This is a genomic window from Methylobacterium indicum, assembly GCF_017347565.1.
Taxonomy (GTDB): domain Bacteria; phylum Pseudomonadota; class Alphaproteobacteria; order Rhizobiales; family Beijerinckiaceae; genus Methylobacterium; species Methylobacterium indicum.
Map to the genome: position 1 here is coordinate 5,328,368 of NZ_AP024145.1, position 19,774 is coordinate 5,348,141.

A 19,774-nucleotide genomic window follows, 5' to 3' on the forward strand; every position below is an offset into this window, starting at 1 on the left:
CGTGCTGAGCGTCGTCGCCCATCTCGCGCGGGGCATCCATGTCGGCTGGGTGATGGCCCGCGAGGGCGGTCTCTCCTTCGTCGACGAAGCCGCCCTGCCGCCGCATCTGCGCCTCGTCCTGCGGCTCGGCCGCAAGCTGGAGCGCCCGGGCCTCGGCGCCGGCCGCCTGCCCGCGGCGCTGACCCGCCTCGGGCCGTCCTACGTCAAGTTCGGCCAGTTCCTGGCGACGCGCCCCGACATCGTCGGCATGGCGGCGGCCCGCGACCTGGAGCGCCTGCAGGACCGGGTGCCGCCCTTCCCGCAGGAGATCGCGGTCGGCATCCTCGAATCGACCCTCGGCAAGCCGGTCTCGGAGCTGTTCACGGCGTTCAGCGCGCCGATCGCCGCCGCCTCGATCGCGCAGGTCCACAAGGCGCACCTGCGCGAGGCCGACGGCACCGAGCGGGTCGTCGCGGTCAAGATCATGCGGCCGGGCGTGCGCGAGCGCTTCGCCCGCGACATCCAGGCGATGCGGTTCATGGCCCGGGTGGTCGAGGCCCTGCGCCCCGAGGCCGAGCGCCTGCGCCCGCGCGAGGTGGTGGAGACGCTGGCCCGCTCCGTCGCCATGGAGATGGACCTGCGGCTCGAAGCCGCCGCCCTCTCGGAACTCGCCGAGAACATCAAGGACGATCCCGAATTCCGGGTGCCGCAGCCGGTCTGGGAGCTGACCGGGCGCGACGTGCTGGCGAGCGAGTGGATCGACGGCATCCGCCTCAACGACCGCGCGGCGATCGTCGAGGCCGGCCACGACGTGGCGGCCCTCGGCCGGACGGTGATCCAGTCCTTCCTGCGCCACGCGATCCGGGACGGCTTCTTCCATGCCGACATGCATCCCGGCAACCTGTTCGTCGATCCGGCCGGGCGGCTGGTCGCGGTCGATTTCGGCATCATGGGCCGGCTCGGGCTCAAGGAGCGCCGGTTCCTGGCGGAGATCCTGCTCGGCTTCATCCTGCGCGACTACCGCCGGGTGGCGGAGGTGCATTTCGAGGCCGGCTACGTCCCCTCGCACCATTCCGTCGACGATTTCGCGCAGGCGATCCGGGCGATCGGCGAGCCGATCCACCAGCGCCGGGCCGACGAGATCTCGATGGCCAAGGTCCTGACGCTGCTCTTCGACGTCACGGCGCTCTTCGACATGAGCACCCGCACCGAACTGGTGATGCTCCAGAAGACCATGGTGGTGGTCGAGGGCGTCGCCCGCTCGCTCGATCCGCGCCTCGACATGTGGACCACCGCCGAGCCGGTGGTGCGCGCCTGGCTCACCCGCAACCTCGGCCCGATCGGCCGCGCCGACCAGGCCCGCCGCGCGGTGCTGACGCTCGCCGACGTGGTCGCCGACGTGCCGGACCTCGCCCAGCGGGTGAAGCGGGTGCTGGTGCGCCTCGACGAGGAGGGCCTGCGCGAGGTGACCCGCGTGGAGCGCCGCATCCGCATCGAGACCAAGCGGATGGTGTGGTCGACCCTGGCGCTCTGGGCGATCGCCGGGTCGTTGCTGGCGATCGCGTTGCGGTGAAGGTTTCGCCTCTTCCGGGCTAGAAGCGTCCTATCTGCGGATTCATTATGAGGCGCAGATAGGACGCTACCTATGCTGTGCAAGAAGCGTCGATACAATATCATGTCGAGATAATGTTGTGTATTTTTATAATTCCCCGGGTTGGCAAGATGATACGATTTTTGATTTATATTTGATGTCGCGCACGGCGCGTCATGCTGCAGATTTGATCTAATTTTTTATATGCAGCAATTCGTCTAGGCGGCAAGCGGCTCTGTAGATCACACTCATTGCTGGAGTTTTTGCACTGGTCATATCAAGACATTTAAGCAATAGAGATCTCAATAAAGCGCCATTAGGTGGAAGATCTTTGAGGCCAGTAATCGCATTTGCGAATGGTATGCAATTACTAATATTATCAATCTCAGGGGTTTCGCCTTTCATTAATGAATCGCATAATCGCCGCGACTTTCCGGCGGCGGCTCTATATGCGTTTTCTTTCTTGAGCAGGCGCCTTACTGTTATATCTCTATTGACAGGATTTGTTGGAGTGATTTTTCTAAGCTGATCTGCTATCTCATCTGGATCAATTTCAGTGTTGACAACGTAGTACCAGACAGGCAGCCACCGCCGTTGACAGTGCGCATGTGCTAAGATGTACTGCATCGGATCAACGACAGGCTGTTCTAGCAAGAAATTTCTAATAATTGCATCAGGGGTGACTGCATCGCGAATAATTCGTGCATTTTCTTTTTCTTTGATATCTACAGGCTCGACCTCGCCGATAAGTTTTAACGCAGGCGCTCCTCTTTTCTGGCTAAAATCGCCCTCTCTGATGAATTGTATTTTTGGTAATAATTCTTTATCAATCAAAAATCCCCCTGTTGACCCGGTAACTTCCCCTGTTGCAAGGTTGAGAGTCGCGTCTCTTCCTTCGGCAACACGTCCCATTCGGTCCGCAAATTCAGCAATAGCTCTGCGTTCCCGCATGGCGATTATCTGGCGTAGCTCGCCGGGTTTGATTGGTAGAGTTTCAGCTACATATCGATAGTATATCGAACCCTCGCGTACAGTGTCGTCTATATTTTTTAGAGCAATTACGGGAGGATACTCGTGCTTAGAGACATGTATTACGCCTATTATTTTTTCGTCTAAGGATATTATCGATTTAGAAATAATTGGGACGGGGTCGAACGCGGTTGATAACGCTCGGTTAATCTTTGCCGGGTCAGTTTTGGCGAAATGATCACTTTTCATGCCCTCAACAGCATTTGTTGCGGGGTGTACTCCAAACAACAAGTATCCGCCATTGTTATTGGCAAATCCCGCGATTGTTCGAAGCAAATCGCCGTTTAAATGATACGAGAGTTTGCATTATATTTTTTCTGTTTCTCCAGTTTTGACAATCGAGGTGCCGTGTTCATTATGGAATAATCCGCGCAGCTTCAGCGTGCTGGTTGGAGACCCATCCTCTGATGAGGAGGCTGCTTGCCGTTCTGCAGCCCAACGCTCCAGGAAAGTGTCCAGAACAGAAGCCGGAGCCGCTTCCACAGAGGCTCCATACTTTCCTTTTCTAATTTGTGCGATTCTCCCAGAGCTTATGAGTCGATCTGCGCGATTAAAATAAAAATGTACCGCGTCGTTTTTCATGCCGCGGCTTAGCATAGCCTTTGCAAGAGCAATTTCATCATCTGTAAGATTCCGTGTGCGCTGTTTCATAAATTTTCTCTCTTTGCGTATCGCGAATTGGACTGTCCTTCCTTTGCAAGTGCAACCCCCGCAGTAAATTCTTCCACAGAATCAAAACAAAAAATTCGAAGTTCGGGAGAATGTGCGGCATGCCCTCTCTCGGTACTCAGCAGTCTCCGATCTGGCAGTTGAATCAGTTCGCCTGAATGCCTTTGCGTATGGATGGCGGCCGCTTCTTCAGGCTTGCGCCCTGCCTTCCGACACTCTCTGATGGCCCCCACGGCGCCACGATCCGCTCGCTGAGAGGCGGACGCGCCCGGGAGAACGCCCATGCTCACCCCCCTCCGCGCCACGTTGCTCGCCGCGGCCGCCCTCTATGCGCTCACCGCCCCCACCCGCGCCGCCGAGCCGCGCCTCTCCGACGGCAAGGTCAAGCTCGCGGTCCTCAACGACATGTCGAGCGTCTACGCCGATTCCACCGGCCGCGGCTCGGTGATCGCCGCCGAGATGGCGGTGAAGGACTTTGGCGGCAGCCTCGACGGCAAGCCGATCGAGGTCGTCTTCGCCGACCACCAGAACAAGCCGGATGTCGGCTCCAACATCGCCCGGGCCTGGTACGACCGCGACGGGGTCGACGTGATCCTCGACGTGCCGACCTCCTCGGTGGCGCTCGCCGTGCAGCAGGTCGCCAAGGAGAAGGGCAAGCTGCTGATCGTCTCGGGCGGCGGCACCTCGGACCTCACCGGCCCGCAATGCTCGCCCACCGGCATCCAGTGGACCTACGACACCTACGCGCTCTCCCACGTCTCCGGGAATGCCGCGGTGAAGAAGGGTCTCGACACCTGGGCCTTCGTCACCGCCGACTACGCCTTCGGCCACGCGCTGGAGCGCGACGCCATCGCGGAGGTGAAGCGGTCCGGCGGCAAGGTGGTCTCGACGGTGCGCGCGCCCTTCGCCACCGCCGATTTCTCGTCGTTCCTGCTCCAGGCGCAGGCCTCGGGCGCGAAGGTCGTCGCCTTCGCCAATGCCGGCGGCGACACCGTCAACGCGATCAAGCAGGCGCACGAATTCGGCCTCGTCCAGGGCGGCCAGACCCTGCTGGCGCTCCTCATCAACATCGACGACGTGCACAGCCTCGGGATCGAGGTGGCGCAGAACCTGCTCCTCACCACCGCCTTCTACTGGGACCGCACGCCGGAGACCCGCGCCTTCGCGACTCGCTTCAAGGAAAAAGCCGGGCTGATGCCGACGATGCACCAGGCCGGCGTCTATTCCTCGGTGCTGCACTACCTGAAGGCGGTGCAGGCCGCCGGCACCGACGACGCCAAGACCGTGATCGCCAAGATGCGCGAGATGCCGGTCAACGACATGTTCGCGACGAACGGCAAGATCCGCGAGGACGGCCGCATGGTCCACGACATGTACCTGATGCAGGTGAAGACCCCGAAGGAATCGACCGGGGAATGGGACCTCTACAAGCTCGTCGCCACGGTGCCGGGCGACGAGGCCTTCCGGCCGCTCGCCGAGGGCGGCTGCCCGCTGGTGAAGGCGGCGGCGAAGTAGGCTCCTCCGTCTCGGCGGGCGGGGCGGGACCCGCCCGTCGCGGCTCCGCTCGTCCGGGATCTTGTCCGACCCCATGTCCCGACCCGACCCCATGTCCCGACCCGGGCCGTGGCGCCGTCCGGGCTCCGCCCCGGTCCGTCCTGCCCGCAATCCAGGCATGGTGGCGTCGGCGCGCCTATCGACAAGACTCCCGCCATGCGGCCTAAGGGCTTAAGAACCGCCAAGCTAACACGGAGAGGGCCCGTCATGGTATCACGCAGGGACATCGCATCGCTTCTCGGCGCCGGCACGCTGGCGGCGGCCGCCCTCTCCCCGATCGGTACTGCCCAGGCCCAGACGGGGCCCGCGGCCGAGAACACGTTCCAGCGCATCCGGCGGACCAAGAAGCTGCGCATCGCCGGCATCGTCGGGACCGAGCCGTACTACAAGAAGGACATCGCGTCCGGCGAGTGGTCCGGCTTCTGCGTGAGCATGGCGCAGGACCTCGCCAAGTCGATGGATGCCGAGCTCGAGATCGCCGAGACCACCTGGGGCAACGCGGTGCTCGACCTCCAGGCGAACAAGATCGACATCATGTTCGGCCTGTCGCCGACGCCCTCGCGCGCCCTCACGGTCGAGTTCACCCGGCCGATCATGCTGAACACCTTCACCATCATCGCCAAGCCGGGCTTCGAGCCCAAGACCTGGGCCGACCTCAACAAGCCCGAGGTCAGAGTCGCCGTCGACATCGGCTCGACCCACGACCTGTTCGCCCGGCGCATCATCCCCAACGCCACGCTGCTCGCGCTGAAGACCCCGGACGACGCCATGCTGTCCGTGCAGTCCAACCGTGCCGACTGCGTCATCCAGGTCGCGATGCTGTCGCTGGTGACGGTGAAGAAGAACCCCAAGGTCGGCAAGATCATCGTGCCGACGCCGGCGAGCGCGCAGCCGACCTGCGCCGGCGTGCGGGCCGATCCGGATCCCCGGTTCCGGACCTTCGTCGACAACTGGCTCGAGTACAATCGCGGCCTCGGCGCGATGAAGGGCTGGATCACCTCCAGCCTGGAGCTGGTCGGGGTCAAGGCCGGCGACATCCCGGCCGAGATCACGTTCTGACCCGGTTTTCCGGAAGACGACGTCCGGAAACTGGATCATAAGCCCGCGCGGTGGAGCCGCAGGCTCCCCGCCCTCGAGCGATGCGGAACCCGTATGACGCGGGTGCCCGTCGCCGCGGCCCGGGACGCTCCGCCCGGACCGCGCCTTCGACCCATCGTCCCCGTCTCGCGCCATGCCCCCTGACCACGCCCCGCCGTTGGGCATCATCATGCTCGACACCCGGTTCGAGCGCCCCCCCGGCGATGTCGGGCACCCGGCGAGCTGGCCCTTCCCGGTCCTGTTCGAGGTCGTGCGCGGCGCCACCGCGCGGCGGGTCGTCGGAGGGCAGGACGCCGACCTGGCGGATGCCTTCGTGGCGGCGGGAGAGGCGCTGCGGGCCCGCGGCGCCGTCGGCGTCATCACGTCGTGCGGGTTCCTCGCGGCGCGGCAGCGCGCGCTCGCCGCCCGGATGTCGCTGCCGCTCGCGACGTCGAGCCTGATGCAGCTTCCGCTGATCGATCGCTGCCTGCCCGGCGGCAAGCGGGCCGGGGTCGTGACCTACGACGCCGACGCGCTCACGCCGGCCCATTTCGTCGAGGTGGGGGCCGATCCCGCCACGCCGGTCGTCGGCCTGCCGGCGAACGGGGCGCTGCGCGGCCTGATCGAGCGGGAGGCGGCCTACGACGCGGCCGCCCTCGCCCGCGACGTCCTGGAGGCCGCGGGCGCCCTGATCGCGCGGGGCGACATCGGCGCCGTCGTGATGGAATGCACCAACCTTCCGCCGTTCTCGCGCGCCGTCGCCGACGCGTTCGGCGTTCCCGTCTTCGACGTCGTCACCCTGGGCCGCTGGTTTCACTCGGGCCTCACGCAGACAAGATACCAGTAGAGCGGACCGGAGCAGACGATGAATTACGAGTGGGACTTTTCGTTCCTGCTGCAATACAAGGGGCTGATCGCGATCGGCGCCCTCTACACGATCGGGTTCACCATCGTCACGGCGATCGCCGGCTTCGTCGTCGGCGGCCTGATCGCCGTCGCGCGCCTGGCCAACGCCAGGGTGGTGACCATCCCGCTCCTGGCCTTCATCGAGATCTTCCGATGCACGCCCGTGCTCGTGCAGCTGGTCTGGATCTACTACGCCCTCCCGATCGTGATCGGCGTCGAGCTCAAGCCCGCGACGGCGGCGTTCATCGCCCTGACGCTCTACGGCGCGTCGTTCTTCGCCGAGATCATCCGCGGCGGCATCGCCTCGATCGACACCGGCCAGTGGGATGCCGGGCGGGCCCTCGGCATGCGCCGGGCGGCGCTGATGCGGCGCGTCGTCCTGCCCCAGGCGCTCAAGCGGATGATCCCGCCCCTCGTCAACCAGGTCGTCCTCCAGCTGAAGAACACCTCGCTCCTGTCCGTGCTCGCCGTTCCCGATCTGCTCTACCAGGGACAGCTCATCACCTCGGCGACGTACAAGCCCCTCGAAGTCTACACGATGATCGCGATCATCTACTTCATCATCCTGTTCCCGCTCACGACCCTCGCCCACGGCCTCGAGCGCAGGCTCGCCCGGTGAGCACGAGGAGGGACCCCATGACGACGGAAGCGGTGCGGGCCATGCCGGAGACGACGATGATCGCGGTCGAGCACGTCAGGAAGTCGTTCGGCCCCGTGCCGGTGCTCAAGGACATCTCCCTGAGCGTGCCGAAGGGCGGGGTGCTCTCGCTCATCGGACCGAGCGGTTCGGGCAAGTCGACCCTGCTGCGCTGCCTGAACCTCCTCACCATCCCGTGCGAGGGCACGATCCGCATCGGGTCGCACGCGATGCGCTTCGGCAGCGATCACAGGATGCCGCGGGACCGGGACCTCGCCGCCTTCCGCTCGACGGTCGGCATGGTGTTTCAGAACTTCAACCTGTTTCCCCACATGTCGGTCGTTCGGAACGTCATGGAGGGGCCGGTCACGGTGCTCGGCCAGGGGCGGGACGAGGCCCGGGACCTCGCCGTCGGGCTCCTCGACAAGGTCGGCCTGCGCGAGAAGGCCGACGCCTATCCCGACCGGCTCTCCGGCGGGCAGAAGCAGCGGGTCGCCATCGCGCGGGCGCTGGCGATGAAGCCGGAGGTGATGCTGTTCGACGAGGCGACCTCGGCGCTCGATCCCGAGCTCGTCGGGGAGGTGCTGAACGTCGTCCGCCAGCTGGCATCGGAGGGCATGACGATGGTGCTCGTCACGCACGAGATCGCCTTCGCGCGCGACGTCGCCGATACCTGCGTGTTCATGCGCGACGGCTTCGTGGTCGAGGAAGGGCCGGCCCGGCAGGTCATCGAGGATCCGCAGCAGGCCGCGACGAAGGCCTTCCTCAGCCATTTCCACAAGGCGGCGGTGTGACGCCGCCGCGTCGCGGTCAGCGCTGCATGTTGCGCAGCCGGCAATAGCCGCCCATGTCCTGGTAGCCCGCCGGGCAGCGCCGCACGCAGGCGCCGGCCGCGAATTTCAGCGGCGGCCGGCAGACCTGGCCCCGGCCGAGCTGGCGGCGCTGGTACTGGTAGTCCTGGGCCGGCCCGGCTTGCGCGGGCGTGAGCGGCAGGAGGCCGGCGACGAGGAACAGGGCGGCGCAGATCGGGCGGGTGGGCATCGGGGAACTCCGGCGCGAGGCGCCGGGGTAACTGCCGCGGGGCCAGGAAGTTCGGTGGAAAGCGGGGCGCGGGACATCCCTTCTTCCCGCCCGCGAGGAGAGGAGACCGTCCGCGCCGTTGCCGGTCGCCGCATTCCGCGGGGAGACGGGAGTGACCGCCCCTACCCCTCCACCACCAGCTCCACCCGGTCCGCCGCGAACAGGCTGCGGGTCGCCTGGATCGGCACGCCCATTGCGTCGACGTTGACGCTCGACAGCACGATCAGGACCCTCCCGGGCGCGAGGTCGAGGCGGGCCGCTTCGTCGGCCGCGGCCGGGCGGGCGGTGATGCGGGTCGACAGGCGGGTGTAGTCGGCGATGCCGAATTCCGCATAGGCCCGGGTGAGCGAGCCGAGCGCCGCGTAGGCCTGAGCGAATTCCGCGAAGCGCGGCAGCGGCAGGCAGGTGCGGGCGGTCGAGAGCGGCGTGCCGTCGGCCCGATGGATCGTCAGCAATTCGAGCATCGGGTCCCCGGCGGCGATGCCGAGCGCCTCCGCGGTGGCCGGATCGGCCGGCACGCTCTCAGCCGACAGAAGATCGCCCCAGGCCTCGCGGCCGGCCTGGCTGACGATCTCCGAGAAGCGGGTGCGCCGGCCGATCGGGTAGGCGAGGCGCGGCGTCTCGACGAAGGTGCCGCGCCCCTGCGTCGCCCGCACGAGCCCGCGCTCGGCGAGCGCCGCCAGCGCCCGGCGCACGGTGTGCCGGTTGACCCCGAATCGCGCCGCGAGCGCGGCTTCCGTCGGCAGCTGCGCACCCGCCGCGAGGCGCCCGGCCTCGATGTCGGCGGAGAGGCCGTCCGCGATCTGGCGCCAGGCCGCCAACCCCTCACCGCGCGCCAGCACCGTCACGGTGCCGTCGCCGCCCGCGCTCATACCGTCATCCAAGTTTCATTTGCTCCCCGATTGTCGGTTGTCTATATCATTAGACAACAGCGAGGCCGCTCGCCAGCGTGGAAGCCAGCAGGCAATCCCGATGCCCGACCATACCCCACCTTCCGGCGAAACGCCCGATCTCGCCGCGCGCCGTGCCGTGATGGCGCTCTGCGGCGAGGCCCGCGCGGAGGAGCTGCGCGACGCCCTGGCGGCCCTCGGTGCGGCCGACGATCCCGAGGATCTGCGCCCGCCCGAGACCGGCCTGGTGATGACCCGCGGCCGCATCGGCGGCGACGGGCGCCCGTTCAACCTCGGCGAGGCGACGGTGACCCGAGCGGCGGTGCGCCTGCCCGGCGGCGAGACCGGCTTCGCCTATCATCTCGGCCGCGACCGGGCGAAGGCGCGGCTCGCCGCGACCCTCGACGCCCTGTGGCAGGTGCGGGCGCGGCGCGGGGCGGTCGAGGCGGCCCTTGCGCCCGTCGCCTCCCGCCGTGCCGCGGAGCGCGCCGCGGAGGCGCGCCGGATCGCGGCGACGCGGGTGAACTTCTTCACCATGGCCCGAGGAGAGGATTGATGCTCGCCCGCGGCTTCACCGACCCCGTCCACGACGCCCAGGGCGTCTTCCGCTCCGTCATGGACGCGCTGGCGCGTCCCGGTACGATCCAGGCCCTCGCCACCGGCCTTACGCCCCCGGCGCCGCTGACGCCGGAACTCGCGGCCCTCGCCCTGGCGCTCGCCGATGCCGACGCACCGCTCTGGCTCGATGCCGGCCTTGCGCAAAACCCGGCAGTGTCCGCGTTCCTGCGCTTCCATACCGGCGCCCGCATTACCGACGATCCGGCCGAGGCCGCCTTCGCGCTCGTCTCCGATGCCGTCGCCTGCCCGGATTTTTCGGCCTTCGCGCAGGGCATGCCGGCCTATCCCGACCGCTCCGCCACCCTGGTGCTCGCCGTCTCCGCCCTCTCGGGCGACGAGGGCTGGCATCTCGACGGGCCGGGCATCCGCGAGAGCGCCCGCCTCTCGGCCGCGCCGCTGCCGGCGGACATGCCCGCGCGGCTCGCCCGCAACCATGCCGGCTTCCCGCAGGGGATCGACCTGATCCTGGCGGCCCCCGGCCGCCTCGCCGCGCTGCCGCGCTCCACCCGCGTCCAGGAGGGCTGACCCATGTACGTGGCCGTGAAGGGCGGCGAGGCCGCCATCGCCAACGCGCACCGGCTGCTGGCCGAGACCCGCCGGGGCGACACGAACGTCCCCGAACTCTCGGTGGCGCAGATCCGCGAGCAGATGGCGCTTCTCGTCGACCGGGTGATGACCGAGGGCTCGCTGCACGATCCCGACCTCGCGGCGCTCGCCCTCAAGCAGGCCCGCGGCGACCTGATCGAGGCGGTGTTTCTGGTGCGGGCCTACCGCACCACCCTGCCCCGCTTCGGCGCCTCCGAGCCGGTCGAGACCGGCGCCATGAGCCTCCGCCGCCGTATCTCCGCCACCTACAAGGACCTGCCCGGCGGCCAGGTGCTCGGCCCCACCTTCGATTACACCCACCGCCTCATCGACTTCGCGCTCGCCGCCGAGGGCGAGGCGCCGGTGGCCGCCGAAGCCGAGCCCCTGGCGGATGCCGCCCACGCGCCGCGGGTCACCGACCTTCTGGGCCGGGACGGCCTGATCGAGCCCTCCGCCCCCGACGACGGCTCGGCCCCGGGCGACCTCACCCGCGAACCGCTCGACTTCCCGGCCGACCGGGCGCTCCGCCTCCAGGCCCTGGCGCGGGGCGACGAGGGCTTCGTGCTCGCGCTCGGCTACTCGACGCAGCGCGGCTACGGCCGCACCCACCCCTTCGTCGGCGAGATCCGGGTCGGGACGGTCGCGGTCGAGTTCGTGCCGGAGGAGCTGGGATTCGCGGTGCCTCTGGGCGAGATCGACCTCACCGAGTGCCAGATGGTCAACCAGTTCCACGGCAGCGCCGAGGTGCCGCCCCAGTTCACCCGCGGCTACGGCCTCGCCTTCGGCCAGAGCGAGCGCAAGGCGATGGCGATGGCGCTGGTCGACCGGGCCTTGCGGGCCGAGGAGCTCGGCGAGCCGGTCGGCGCCCCGGCGCAGGACCAGGAATTCGTGCTGGCGCATTGCGACGCGCTTCAGGCGACCGGCTTCGTCGAGCACCTGAAGCTGCCCCACTACGTCGATTTCCAGGCCGAGCTTGAGCTGGTGCGGCGCCTGCGCGCCGAGCACGCCGCCCGGCATGCGGCGCTCAAGGCCGGGACCAAAACCGAGATGAAGGAGGCCGCGGAATGAACGCCGAGACCGGCTACAACTTCGCCTATCTCGACGAGGGCACCAAGCGGATGATCCGCCGGGCGATCCTCAAGGCGATCGCGATCCCCGGCTACCAGGTGCCCTTCGCCTCCCGCGAGATGCCGATGCCCTATGGCTGGGGTACGGGCGGCGTGCAGGTCACCGCCGCGATCCTGGGCAAGAGCGACGTGCTCAAGGTCATCGACCAGGGCTCGGACGACACGACGAACGCGGTCTCGATCCGCGCCTTCTTCGCCCGCACGGCGGATGTGGCCGTGACCACCCGCACCCGCGACGCGACGGTGATCCAGACCCGCCACCGCATCCCCGAAGCCCCGCTCCACGAGGGGCAGGTGCTGGTCTACCAGGTGCCGATCCCCGAGCCCCTGCGCTTCCTCGAGCCGCGGGAGACCGAGACGCGCCAGCTCCACGCGCTTGCCGAGTACGGGCTGATGCACGTCAAGCTCTACGAGGATATCGCCCGCCACGGCCACATCGCCACGACCTACGCCTATCCGGTCGAGGTCGCGGGCCGCTACGTCATGGATCCCTCGCCGACCCCGAAATTCGACAACCCGAAGATGGATGATTGCCCGGCGCTCCAGCTCTTCGGCGCCGGCCGCGAGAAGCGAATCTACGCCGTGCCGCCCTACACGCGGGTGCGCAGCCTCGACTTCGAGGATCATCCGTTCCGGGTCCAGACCTTCGACCGGCCGTGCGCGCTCTGCGGCGCGGAGGGCGTCTATCTCGACGAGGTGCTGCTCGACGATGCCGGCGGGCGGATGTTCGTCTGCTCCGACACCGACCATTGCGAGGAGCGCCGGGCCGACGGTCCTATCGGGATGGAGGCGGCGCATGCCTGACCCGACCATCCGCCGGGCGCAACAACCCGACTTGCCGGCCGTGCTCGGCCTCGATGCCGACTTGAATGCCGGCCGGGTCGCCACGCTGGACCAGGCCGAGGCGCTGCTGGCTCGCCTCGACGCCTATCCCGATTACGGTCTCTACGTCGCCGAGGTCGGGGGCCGGATCGTCGGTACCTTCTGCCTCGTCATCCTCGACAACATCGCCCATTGGGGCACGCCGTCGGCCCTCGTCGAGAGCGTGGTGGTGTCATCGAGCGAGCGCGGCACCGGGCTGGGCCGGCGGATGATGCGGGAGGCCGGCCGGCTCGCGGGAGAGAAGGGCTGCTACAAGCTCGCCCTGTCCTCCAACGTCGACGCGAAGCCGGCGCATCGCTTCTACGAGAGCCTCGGGTTCGAGCGCTACGGCTACAGCTTCCGCCTCGATCCTCCGTTTGCGACCGATACAGGACTGCCCGGGAACGAAGAAGCCGCGGATTTCCCCTCTCCCCGCGGGCGGGGAGAGGCTTTCGTCCCCCTCGTCGGGGACGAAAGGAGCGCGAAGCGCGAGGGTGAGGGGGTGTTTCCGGAGGAGTCTCATCCGTCGAGCCCCCCTCACCCTCGCTCCGGCTCCGCCTCCGCTCGTCACGACCCCGACGAGGGGGCCGTGACCCTCTCCCCGCCCGCGGGGAGAGGAGAAGACCTGCGCCTTTCGCTGTCGGCGAACAGCCACGAGGAGACGACCGCATGAGCGCCCCCCTGCTCCAGGCCCGCGGCCTGACCAAGCGTTACGGCGCCCGCACGGCGTGCGCCGACGTCTCCTTCGATCTCGATCCCGGCGAGGTGCTGGCGATCGTCGGTGAATCCGGCTCCGGCAAGTCGACGCTGCTCTCGCTGATCGCCACCGAGTTGGCCCCTGATTCCGGCCACGTCGCCTACCGGATGCGCGACGGGGTGATCCGCGATCTCGCGGCCTTGAGCGAGGCCGAGCGCCGGGCGCTCTTGCGCACCGACTGGGGCTTCGTGCGCCAGGACGCGGCCAAGGGCCTGCGCATGGCGGTCTCGGCCGGCGGCAATGTCGGCGAGCGGCTGATGGGGGCCGGCGCCCGCCATTACGGCACCATCCGCGGCACGGCGCTCGACTGGCTCGCCAAGGTCGAGATCGCCGCCGACCGGGTCGACGATCCGCCGACGCGGTTCTCCGGCGGCATGCGCCAGCGGCTCCAGATCGCCCGCAACCTCGTCACCGGGCCGCGCCTGGTGCTGATGGACGAGCCGACCTCCGGCCTCGACGTCTCGGTCCAGGCCCGCCTTCTCGACCTGATCCGCGGCCTCGTCGCGGAACTGGGCCTCGCGGTGATCATCGTCACCCACGACCTCGCGGTGGCGCGCCTGCTCTCCCACCGGGTGATGGTGATGCGGGCCGGCCGGGTGATCGAGACCGGGCTGACCGACCAGGTTCTCGACGATCCCGCCGAGCCCTACACCCAGCTCCTCGTGTCATCGGTGCTCGCGGCATGAAACCGGCTCTCGAATTCCGCGGCGTCGCCAAGACCTTCACCCTGCACCTGCGCGGCGGCGTGCAATTGCCGGTGATGGGCGGCGCCGATCTCGCCGTGCATCCGGGCGAGTGCGTGGTGCTCGGCGGTCCCTCCGGGGCGGGAAAATCCTCGCTCCTCAAGATGGCCTACGGCAATTACCGCTGCGACCACGGAAGAATCCTGGTGCGCGAGGCCGAGACCGTGATCGACGTCGCCTCCGCCTCGCCCCGCGAGATCCTGAGCTTGCGCCGCCGCACCATCTCCTACGTGTCGCAGTTCCTCCGGGTGATCCCGCGGGTCGGCGCCCGCGAGGTGGTGGCCGCCGCAGGCCGCGAGGGCGGCATGACGGCGGAGGTGGCCCTCGCCCGCGCCGAGGACCTGCTGTCGCGCCTCAACCTGCCCGAGCGCCTGTGGGATCTGCCGCCCGCGACGTTTTCCGGCGGCGAGCAGCAGCGGGTCAACATCGCCCGCGGGCTGATCGCGGAGCGGCCGATCCTGCTCCTCGACGAGCCCACCGCCTCCCTCGACGCGCAGAACCGCGCCGTGGTGGTGGAGCTGATCCGCGCCCGCCAGGCGGCCGGCGCGGCCTTGCTCGGCATCTTCCACGACACCGACGTGCGCGAGGCGGTGGCGACCCGGGTGGTCGACGTCACCGCCTTCGCTCAGAAACGCGCTGCCTGAGGGCTCTCCCATGCAAGACCGGATCCTCGAGAACGCCACCCTGGTGCTGCCCGACCGGGTGCAGCACGGCTGGCTCGCCGTGGTCGACGGCCGTATCGCCGAGATCGGCGAGGGCCGGGCGCCGGAGCGCGGCCTCGACCTCCAGGGCGACCATCTGATCCCGGGCCTCGTCGAGCTGCACACCGACCACCTCGAGAGCCACTACGCGCCCCGCCCCAAGGTGCGCTGGCACCCGCTCGGCGCCGTGCTGGCCTACGACGCGCAGATCGCGGCGTCGGGCATCACCACGGTGTTCGATTCGCTGCGCGCCGGCAGCGACCCGGACGGCAGCGGGCTCGGCCCCGAGCTGATGCAGCTCGCCGGCGCGATCGAGACCGCCAAGGGCGCCGACCTCTTCCGCGCCGAGCACCTGACGCATCTGCGCTGCGAGATCCCCTCCGCCGACCTCCTCGACACGGTGCGCGACTTCACGGCGCGCTATCCCGTCGGGCTGATCTCGCTGATGGACCACACCCCCGGCCAGCGCCAGTTCCGCGACATCGAGAAGTACTACACCTACGCCACCCGCGGCGGCCGCTCGCTGGCCGAGATCCAGGCCAACACCGCGCTCAAGATCCGCAACGGACAGGCCTTCAACGCCGTCAACCGCCCGGCCCTCGTCGCGCTCGCCCGGGAGCACGGCATCGCGCTGGCGAGCCACGACGACACCACGCTGGCCGACGTCGCCATGGCGAAGGGCGAGGGCGTGCGGCTCGCCGAGTTCCCCACCACGCTGGAAGCCGCGCAGGCCTCCCACGCGGCCGGCATCACCGTGATGATGGGGGCGCCCAACCTGATCCGCGGCGGCTCGCATTCCGGCAACGTCGCCGCCGAGGACCTGGCGCGGGAAGGCCTGCTCGACGTGCTCTCCTCCGACTACGTGCCGGGAAGCCTGGTGATGGCGGCGTTCGGGCTGCCCGAGCGGGTCGAGGCCATCACCTTGCCGCAGGCCATCGCCACCGTCAGCGCCAATCCGGCCCGGGCCACCGGCCTGACCGATCGCGGCGCGCTCGCCCCGGACCTCCGCGCCGACCTCGTGCGGGTGCGCCTCGCCGAGGGCGTGCCGGTGGTGCGCCAGGTCTGGCGCCAGGGCCGGCGGGTCGCGTGATGGCGGGCGGCTTCGTCCTCGTCGTCGGCCCGAGCGGGGCCGGCAAGGACACCCTCCTGCGGCTCGCCCGCGAGGCCCTGGCGGGGGATCCCCGCTTCGTCTTCCCGCGCCGCCTCGTCACCCGTCCGCCCTCGGAGCACGAGGACAACGAGACGATCGGCGAGGCGGATTTTTCCGCGGGCGAGGCGGAGGGCCGCTTCGCCCTGTCCTGGCGCGCCCACAACCTCGGCTACGCGCTGCCGGCCTCGAGCGCGGCGCTCGCCCGCGACGGGCATGTCGTCGTCTGCAACGTCTCGCGCCGGGTGGTGGGCGAGGCGCGCCGGCGCCTGCCCGGCGTCACCGTGGTCGAGGTGACGGCACCGCCCGACGTGCTGTCCGCCCGCCTCGCCGCCCGCGGCCGGCGCGAGGACGGCGACCTCGGGGCGCGGCTGACCCGCTCGGCCACGGTCGTCGCCGACCTCGTGGTGATGAACGACGGCTCGCCGGAGGCCGGGGCGGCCCGGCTCGTCGCGCATCTGCGGGCCCGCTGATGCGCGCCCGTCCTCCGGCGAGGCCTATGCGAAACCTTTCGCCTCGGCCATGATTTCCGTTCGACCGCTGCCACCGGCCGGGTCGAACGGGAGATCAGGACCACCGTGATGAGCGAACCGCGCGAGACCGAGCTGAAGCTGGATGTCGAGGCCTCCGACCTCGCACGCCTGCGGGAGCATCCGCTGCTCGCCGGAGACTGGACCGAGACCGAACTGATCTCGGTCTATTACGACACGCCGGACGGCCGCTTGCGCGAGGCCGGCTACACCCTGCGGGTGCGCCGGGACGGCGACCGCCACGTCCAGACCGTGAAGGCCCGCGGCCCCGCCGCCGCCGGCCTGTTCGACCGGCAGGAATGGGAGGGCGCCATCGCCGGGCCGCACCCCGAGCCCGCCGCTTTCGCCGGCACCCCGCTCGCCGACATCCTCGACGGCGCCGACGGACTGGCCCCCCTCTATACGTCCAGCGTGACCCGCTCCCTGCGCCGCCTCGCCGATACCGGGCCGGCGGGCAGCCGCATCGAGGTCGCCCTCGATCGCGGCCGGATCAGCACCCCCGACGACCGGGTCTCCCCGATCAGCGAGATCGAGCTCGAACTGACCGGGGGCACGCCCGCCGCCCTGTTCGACCTCGCCCGGACACTCGGGGCCGACGTGCCCCTGCGCCTCGGCGTGCTGAGCAAGTTCGAGCGCGGCGAGGCGCTGGTCCGCGACCGCCTCGGCCGCGCCGCGAAGGCCGAGCCGGTGGCGCTCGAACCCGGCATGAGCGCCGCCGCGGCGTTCCAGGCGGTGGCCTATGCCTGCCTGCGCCAGATGCGCCTCAACGAGACGGTCCTGCTCGCCGGCCGCGACGTCGAGGCCCTGCATCAGCTGCGGGTGTCGCTCCGCCGCCTGCGCTCGGCCTTCTCGCTGTTCGGCGCGGTGATCGAGGACCGGCGGATGCCGGCGATCAAGGCCGAGCTGAAGCGCCTGAGCGAGCCCTTCGGGCACGCCCGCAACCTCGACGTCTATCTCGGCAAGACCCTGCCGCGCGAGCGCGAGCGGCGGCCCGACGAAGGTGGTCTCCTGATCCTGGAGCGTCACCTCGAGACCGAGCGCGAGGCGGCGCACGCCGTCGTGCGGGGCGTGCTGGAGAGCCGGGAGTGGCGCGACTTCCTCCTCGACCTCGTCGCCTGGATCGAGGCCGGTCCCTGGCTCGGGCCCGACAACCCGAACGCCGCGCTCCGCGACGGCCCGGCCCGGGCCTTCGCCACCGAGGAGCTGGAGCGCCGCCGCCGCCAGGTGAAGAAGCGCGGCCGCCACCTCGCTGCCCTCGATCCGGAGGAGCGCCACCGGGTGCGGATCGCCGCCAAGAAGCTGCGCTACGGCGCCGAGTTCTTCGCCGCGCTCTACGCCGGAAAGGACGGCACCAAGAAGGTGGCCAAGAAGGCGGTCAAGCGCCATGCGGCCTTCGTCGAGGCCCTGGCCGACCTCCAGGACCACCTCGGCGACCTCAACGACATCGCCACCGCCCACACGCTCGCCCAGGACCTCGCCCGAGGGGCACCCGAGGGCGCGGTCTTCGCCGCCGGGCTCGCCACCGCCGACACCGAGGCGCGGACCGGGCATCTGCTGAGCGAGGCCGCCAAGGCCCACGAAGCCCTGATCGACGTGCGCCCGTTCTGGCGCTGACGGCGAGGCTCCCGCGCCGTCAGGCGCGGGGCATCAGGGCGTAGAGGGTGATCGCCGCGGCGTTCGAGACGTTGAGGCTCTGGATCGCGCCCCTGAACGGGATGCGGGCCATCACGTCGCAGCACTCGCGGGTGCGCTGGCGCAGCCCCTTGCCCTCGGCCCCGAGCACCACGACGAGCGGCGCCTTCGGCCCGACCGCGTCGAGGGTCTCGGGCGCCTCGGAATCGAGCCCGACCCGGGTGAAGCCGCGCTCGCCGAGCTCGATCAGCGCCTCGGCGAGGTTGCGCACCACCACGAACGGCACGTGTTCCAGCCCGCCCGAGGCGGATTTGGCTAGAACGCCGGTGACGGTGGGCGAGTGCCGGGCGGTCGTCACGATGGCGGTGACGCCGAAGGCCGCCGCCGTGCGCACGATGGCGCCGACATTGTGCGGATCGGTGATCTGGTCGAGGGCGAGCAGCACCGCGTCGTCGGGCAGCGTGTCGAAGGCCGGGCCCTCGAGCGGCTCGGCCTCGAGGTAGAGGCCCTGATGCACCGCATCCGGCCCGAGCAGCCCGGTGATGGTGCCGGGCTTGACGATCTCGGGGGTGATGCGCAGCTCGCCCACTTCCTCCGTGAGGCGCACCATCGCGTTCTCGGTGGCGAGCAGCTTGATCAGCACGCGCTTCGGGTTGCGCAGCGCCTCCGAGACCGGGTGCCAGCCATACAGCAGAGCCGGCCCGTCCGGATCGTCGTCGCCGGGCCGCCCGCCCGCCCCGCCGCGGGCCGGGCCCCGATTGAAGCCGCCCTGCCCGAAGCCGCCCTTGCCGGGACCATCCTTGCCGAAACCACCCTTGCCGGGACCGCCTTTGCCCGGCCCGCCCTTCCAACCGCCCCCACGGGGCGCCTGCCTCGTCGTCATCCTGCGTCCCGCCCGCGTTCAAGGCCCACACTGAAGGCCGACAAGACCGAGCCCTCCGTCTCCGTCAAGCCCATCAATCCGGTTGCCCTCCCGCTCGAACCCCACTATAGCTCCCCTCGCCCCGCACCGGCGCCCTTCGTCTAGCGGTCTAGGACGTCGCCCTTTCACGGCGAAAACACGGGTTCGAGTCCCGTAGGGCGCGCCAGGGGCTGTTTTCATTGGCTTTTTCGGCGTTTTTCGGACCCCCTCCAGAAGGGCGTTAGGACCGGTTTTTAGGACCGGTCTGGCGAGGCCCAACGGACAGCCGTCTCGATCGTCAGTCCGTAGCGTCCGCAGGCCCGGCAAGAATGCCTCCAGCGACAGAAGCGTCAGCGTTGCGGCATCCCGCCACGCGCCGATCATCGTCGCGACGACGATCGCGTCCACCATCCCCACCAACGTCCGGCCGGGCGCCCGGCGCGCTTCCTGCGACGTTCTCCGCGACGGTCCCGGCAAGCTCTTATGACGACGGAGCCAGGGGTCGGAGGCACGCACGTCCTGGGTGACGATGGTGCCGACGATCTCACGCGCTCCCGGTGATCGTCGCCCCGAACGGCCGGTGCCGATCACTCGCTCCATGATCACCGCAACGGATCGCGTCGGCGATCGGCCAGGTACTCGCGGGCGGGATGCGTAGCTGGCGGCTGCGCGCCCAGCATCGTCGCGCAGGACGATCGGGGAGCGTCGTCACGATCGTGGCCGGGACGATCAGGGGGAAGCACGGGTATCATCGTCCCGG

The 19,774-nt window shown here is 69.2% G+C and carries 21 protein-coding genes, 1 tRNA gene and 1 pseudogene; 17 read left to right on the plus strand and 6 right to left on the minus strand.

Annotation, left to right across the window (positions count from 1 at the left end; genetic code table 11):
• Position 1: 1 nt before the first annotated feature.
• Positions 2–1,552 (plus strand): 2-polyprenylphenol 6-hydroxylase, encoded by a 1,551-nt coding sequence (ubiB, locus tag miv_RS24700; RefSeq protein ID WP_048429638.1) that lies wholly within the window; start codon positions 2–4, stop codon positions 1,550–1,552.
• 210 nt (positions 1,553–1,762) lie between these two features.
• On the opposite strand, the gene miv_RS24705 is transcribed toward ubiB, so the two are convergent.
• The 3 genes and pseudogenes from miv_RS24705 to miv_RS24710 all read right to left on the minus strand — a co-directional run bounded on the left by miv_RS24705 (position 1,763) and on the right by miv_RS24710 (position 3,250).
• Positions 1,763–2,521 (minus strand): hypothetical protein, encoded by a 759-nt coding sequence (locus miv_RS24705; protein WP_244748693.1) that lies wholly within the window; start codon positions 2,519–2,521, stop codon positions 1,763–1,765.
• A gap of 96 nt (positions 2,522–2,617) precedes the next feature.
• Positions 2,618–2,875 (minus strand): annotated as a pseudogene (locus miv_RS33935) (AlbA family DNA-binding domain-containing protein); the annotation flags it as partial.
• A 30-nt stretch (positions 2,876–2,905) separates the two neighbouring features.
• A complete protein-coding gene (locus tag miv_RS24710) occupies positions 2,906–3,250 on the minus strand; it encodes a hypothetical protein (RefSeq protein ID WP_207179465.1) in 345 nt (114 codons plus the stop codon).
• Positions 3,251–3,550: 300 nt separating this feature from the next.
• On the opposite strand from miv_RS24710, the gene miv_RS24715 reads away from it, so the two are divergent.
• From miv_RS24715 to miv_RS24735, 5 genes are all read left to right on the plus strand, one after another.
• Positions 3,551–4,783: an ABC transporter substrate-binding protein gene (locus tag miv_RS24715; RefSeq protein ID WP_207179468.1), complete on the plus strand. Its 1,233-nt coding sequence runs from the start codon at positions 3,551–3,553 to the stop codon at positions 4,781–4,783.
• Positions 4,784–5,029: 246 nt separating this feature from the next.
• Positions 5,030–5,881: a transporter substrate-binding domain-containing protein gene (locus tag miv_RS24720; protein ID WP_207179469.1), complete on the plus strand. Its 852-nt coding sequence runs from the start codon at positions 5,030–5,032 to the stop codon at positions 5,879–5,881.
• 172 nt (positions 5,882–6,053) lie between these two features.
• Positions 6,054–6,746 (plus strand): aspartate/glutamate racemase family protein, encoded by a 693-nt coding sequence (locus tag miv_RS24725; RefSeq protein WP_207179470.1) that lies wholly within the window; start codon positions 6,054–6,056, stop codon positions 6,744–6,746.
• Positions 6,747–6,764: 18 nt separating this feature from the next.
• Positions 6,765–7,424, plus strand: a complete 660-nt coding sequence (locus miv_RS24730) for an amino acid ABC transporter permease (RefSeq protein WP_048429634.1) — start codon at positions 6,765–6,767, stop codon at positions 7,422–7,424.
• Positions 7,425–7,465: 41 nt separating this feature from the next.
• Complete coding sequence (locus tag miv_RS24735) at positions 7,466–8,236, plus strand: amino acid ABC transporter ATP-binding protein (RefSeq protein WP_280529476.1); 771 nt, start codon at positions 7,466–7,468, stop codon at positions 8,234–8,236.
• Positions 8,237–8,252: 16 nt separating this feature from the next.
• Here the strand turns inward: miv_RS24735 and miv_RS24740 are convergent, their stop codons facing one another.
• Together miv_RS24740 and phnF are read right to left on the minus strand one after the other, a co-directional pair.
• The gene (locus tag miv_RS24740) at positions 8,253–8,483 is read right to left on the minus strand and encodes a hypothetical protein (RefSeq protein ID WP_207179471.1); all 231 of its coding nucleotides are present in this window, start codon (positions 8,481–8,483) and stop codon (positions 8,253–8,255) included.
• Positions 8,484–8,644: 161 nt separating this feature from the next.
• Positions 8,645–9,394: a phosphonate metabolism transcriptional regulator PhnF gene (gene phnF / locus miv_RS24745; protein WP_207179472.1), complete on the minus strand. Its 750-nt coding sequence runs from the start codon at positions 9,392–9,394 to the stop codon at positions 8,645–8,647.
• Between the two features lie 160 nt (positions 9,395–9,554).
• On the opposite strand from phnF, the gene phnG reads away from it, so the two are divergent.
• From phnG to miv_RS24795, 10 genes are all read left to right on the plus strand, one after another.
• Positions 9,555–9,968 (plus strand): phosphonate C-P lyase system protein PhnG, encoded by a 414-nt coding sequence (gene phnG, locus miv_RS24750; RefSeq protein ID WP_048429631.1) that lies wholly within the window; start codon positions 9,555–9,557, stop codon positions 9,966–9,968.
• Positions 9,968–10,555: a phosphonate C-P lyase system protein PhnH gene (gene phnH / locus miv_RS24755; protein ID WP_207179473.1), complete on the plus strand. Its 588-nt coding sequence runs from the start codon at positions 9,968–9,970 to the stop codon at positions 10,553–10,555. Before phnG ends, phnH begins: the two co-directional genes overlap by 1 nt.
• Positions 10,556–10,558: 3 nt before the next feature.
• Entirely contained in the window at positions 10,559–11,683 is a 1,125-nt protein-coding gene (locus miv_RS24760; RefSeq protein WP_207179474.1) for a carbon-phosphorus lyase complex subunit, read from the plus strand.
• Complete coding sequence (locus tag miv_RS24765; protein ID WP_207179476.1) at positions 11,680–12,546, plus strand: alpha-D-ribose 1-methylphosphonate 5-phosphate C-P-lyase PhnJ; 867 nt, start codon at positions 11,680–11,682, stop codon at positions 12,544–12,546. Before miv_RS24760 ends, miv_RS24765 begins: the two co-directional genes overlap by 4 nt.
• Complete coding sequence (locus tag miv_RS33455; protein ID WP_244748694.1) at positions 12,539–13,276, plus strand: GNAT family N-acetyltransferase; 738 nt, start codon at positions 12,539–12,541, stop codon at positions 13,274–13,276. The genes miv_RS24765 and miv_RS33455 overlap by 8 nt, the downstream gene beginning before the upstream one ends.
• Entirely contained in the window at positions 13,273–14,046 is a 774-nt protein-coding gene (gene phnK / locus miv_RS24775) for a phosphonate C-P lyase system protein PhnK (protein WP_207179478.1), read from the plus strand. Before miv_RS33455 ends, phnK begins: the two co-directional genes overlap by 4 nt.
• Entirely contained in the window at positions 14,043–14,747 is a 705-nt protein-coding gene (phnL, locus tag miv_RS24780) for a phosphonate C-P lyase system protein PhnL (RefSeq protein WP_207179479.1), read from the plus strand. The genes phnK and phnL overlap by 4 nt, the downstream gene beginning before the upstream one ends.
• A gap of 10 nt (positions 14,748–14,757) precedes the next feature.
• Positions 14,758–15,894 (plus strand): alpha-D-ribose 1-methylphosphonate 5-triphosphate diphosphatase, encoded by a 1,137-nt coding sequence (locus tag miv_RS24785; protein WP_207179480.1) that lies wholly within the window; start codon positions 14,758–14,760, stop codon positions 15,892–15,894.
• A complete protein-coding gene (gene phnN / locus miv_RS24790; protein ID WP_058619974.1) occupies positions 15,894–16,424 on the plus strand; it encodes a phosphonate metabolism protein/1,5-bisphosphokinase (PRPP-forming) PhnN in 531 nt (176 codons plus the stop codon). The genes miv_RS24785 and phnN overlap by 1 nt, the downstream gene beginning before the upstream one ends.
• A gap of 108 nt (positions 16,425–16,532) precedes the next feature.
• A complete protein-coding gene (locus miv_RS24795; protein ID WP_207179481.1) occupies positions 16,533–18,095 on the plus strand; it encodes a CYTH and CHAD domain-containing protein in 1,563 nt (520 codons plus the stop codon).
• A 19-nt stretch (positions 18,096–18,114) separates the two neighbouring features.
• Here miv_RS24795 and rlmB read toward each other — a convergent pair whose 3' ends face one another.
• Entirely contained in the window at positions 18,115–18,996 is an 882-nt protein-coding gene (rlmB, locus tag miv_RS24800; RefSeq protein WP_244748695.1) for a 23S rRNA (guanosine(2251)-2'-O)-methyltransferase RlmB, read from the minus strand.
• 129 nt (positions 18,997–19,125) lie between these two features.
• Between rlmB and miv_RS24805 the strand changes: the two genes are divergently transcribed.
• A tRNA-Glu gene (locus miv_RS24805) sits at positions 19,126–19,201 on the plus strand.
• The last annotated feature ends 573 nt before the right edge of the window (positions 19,202–19,774 follow it).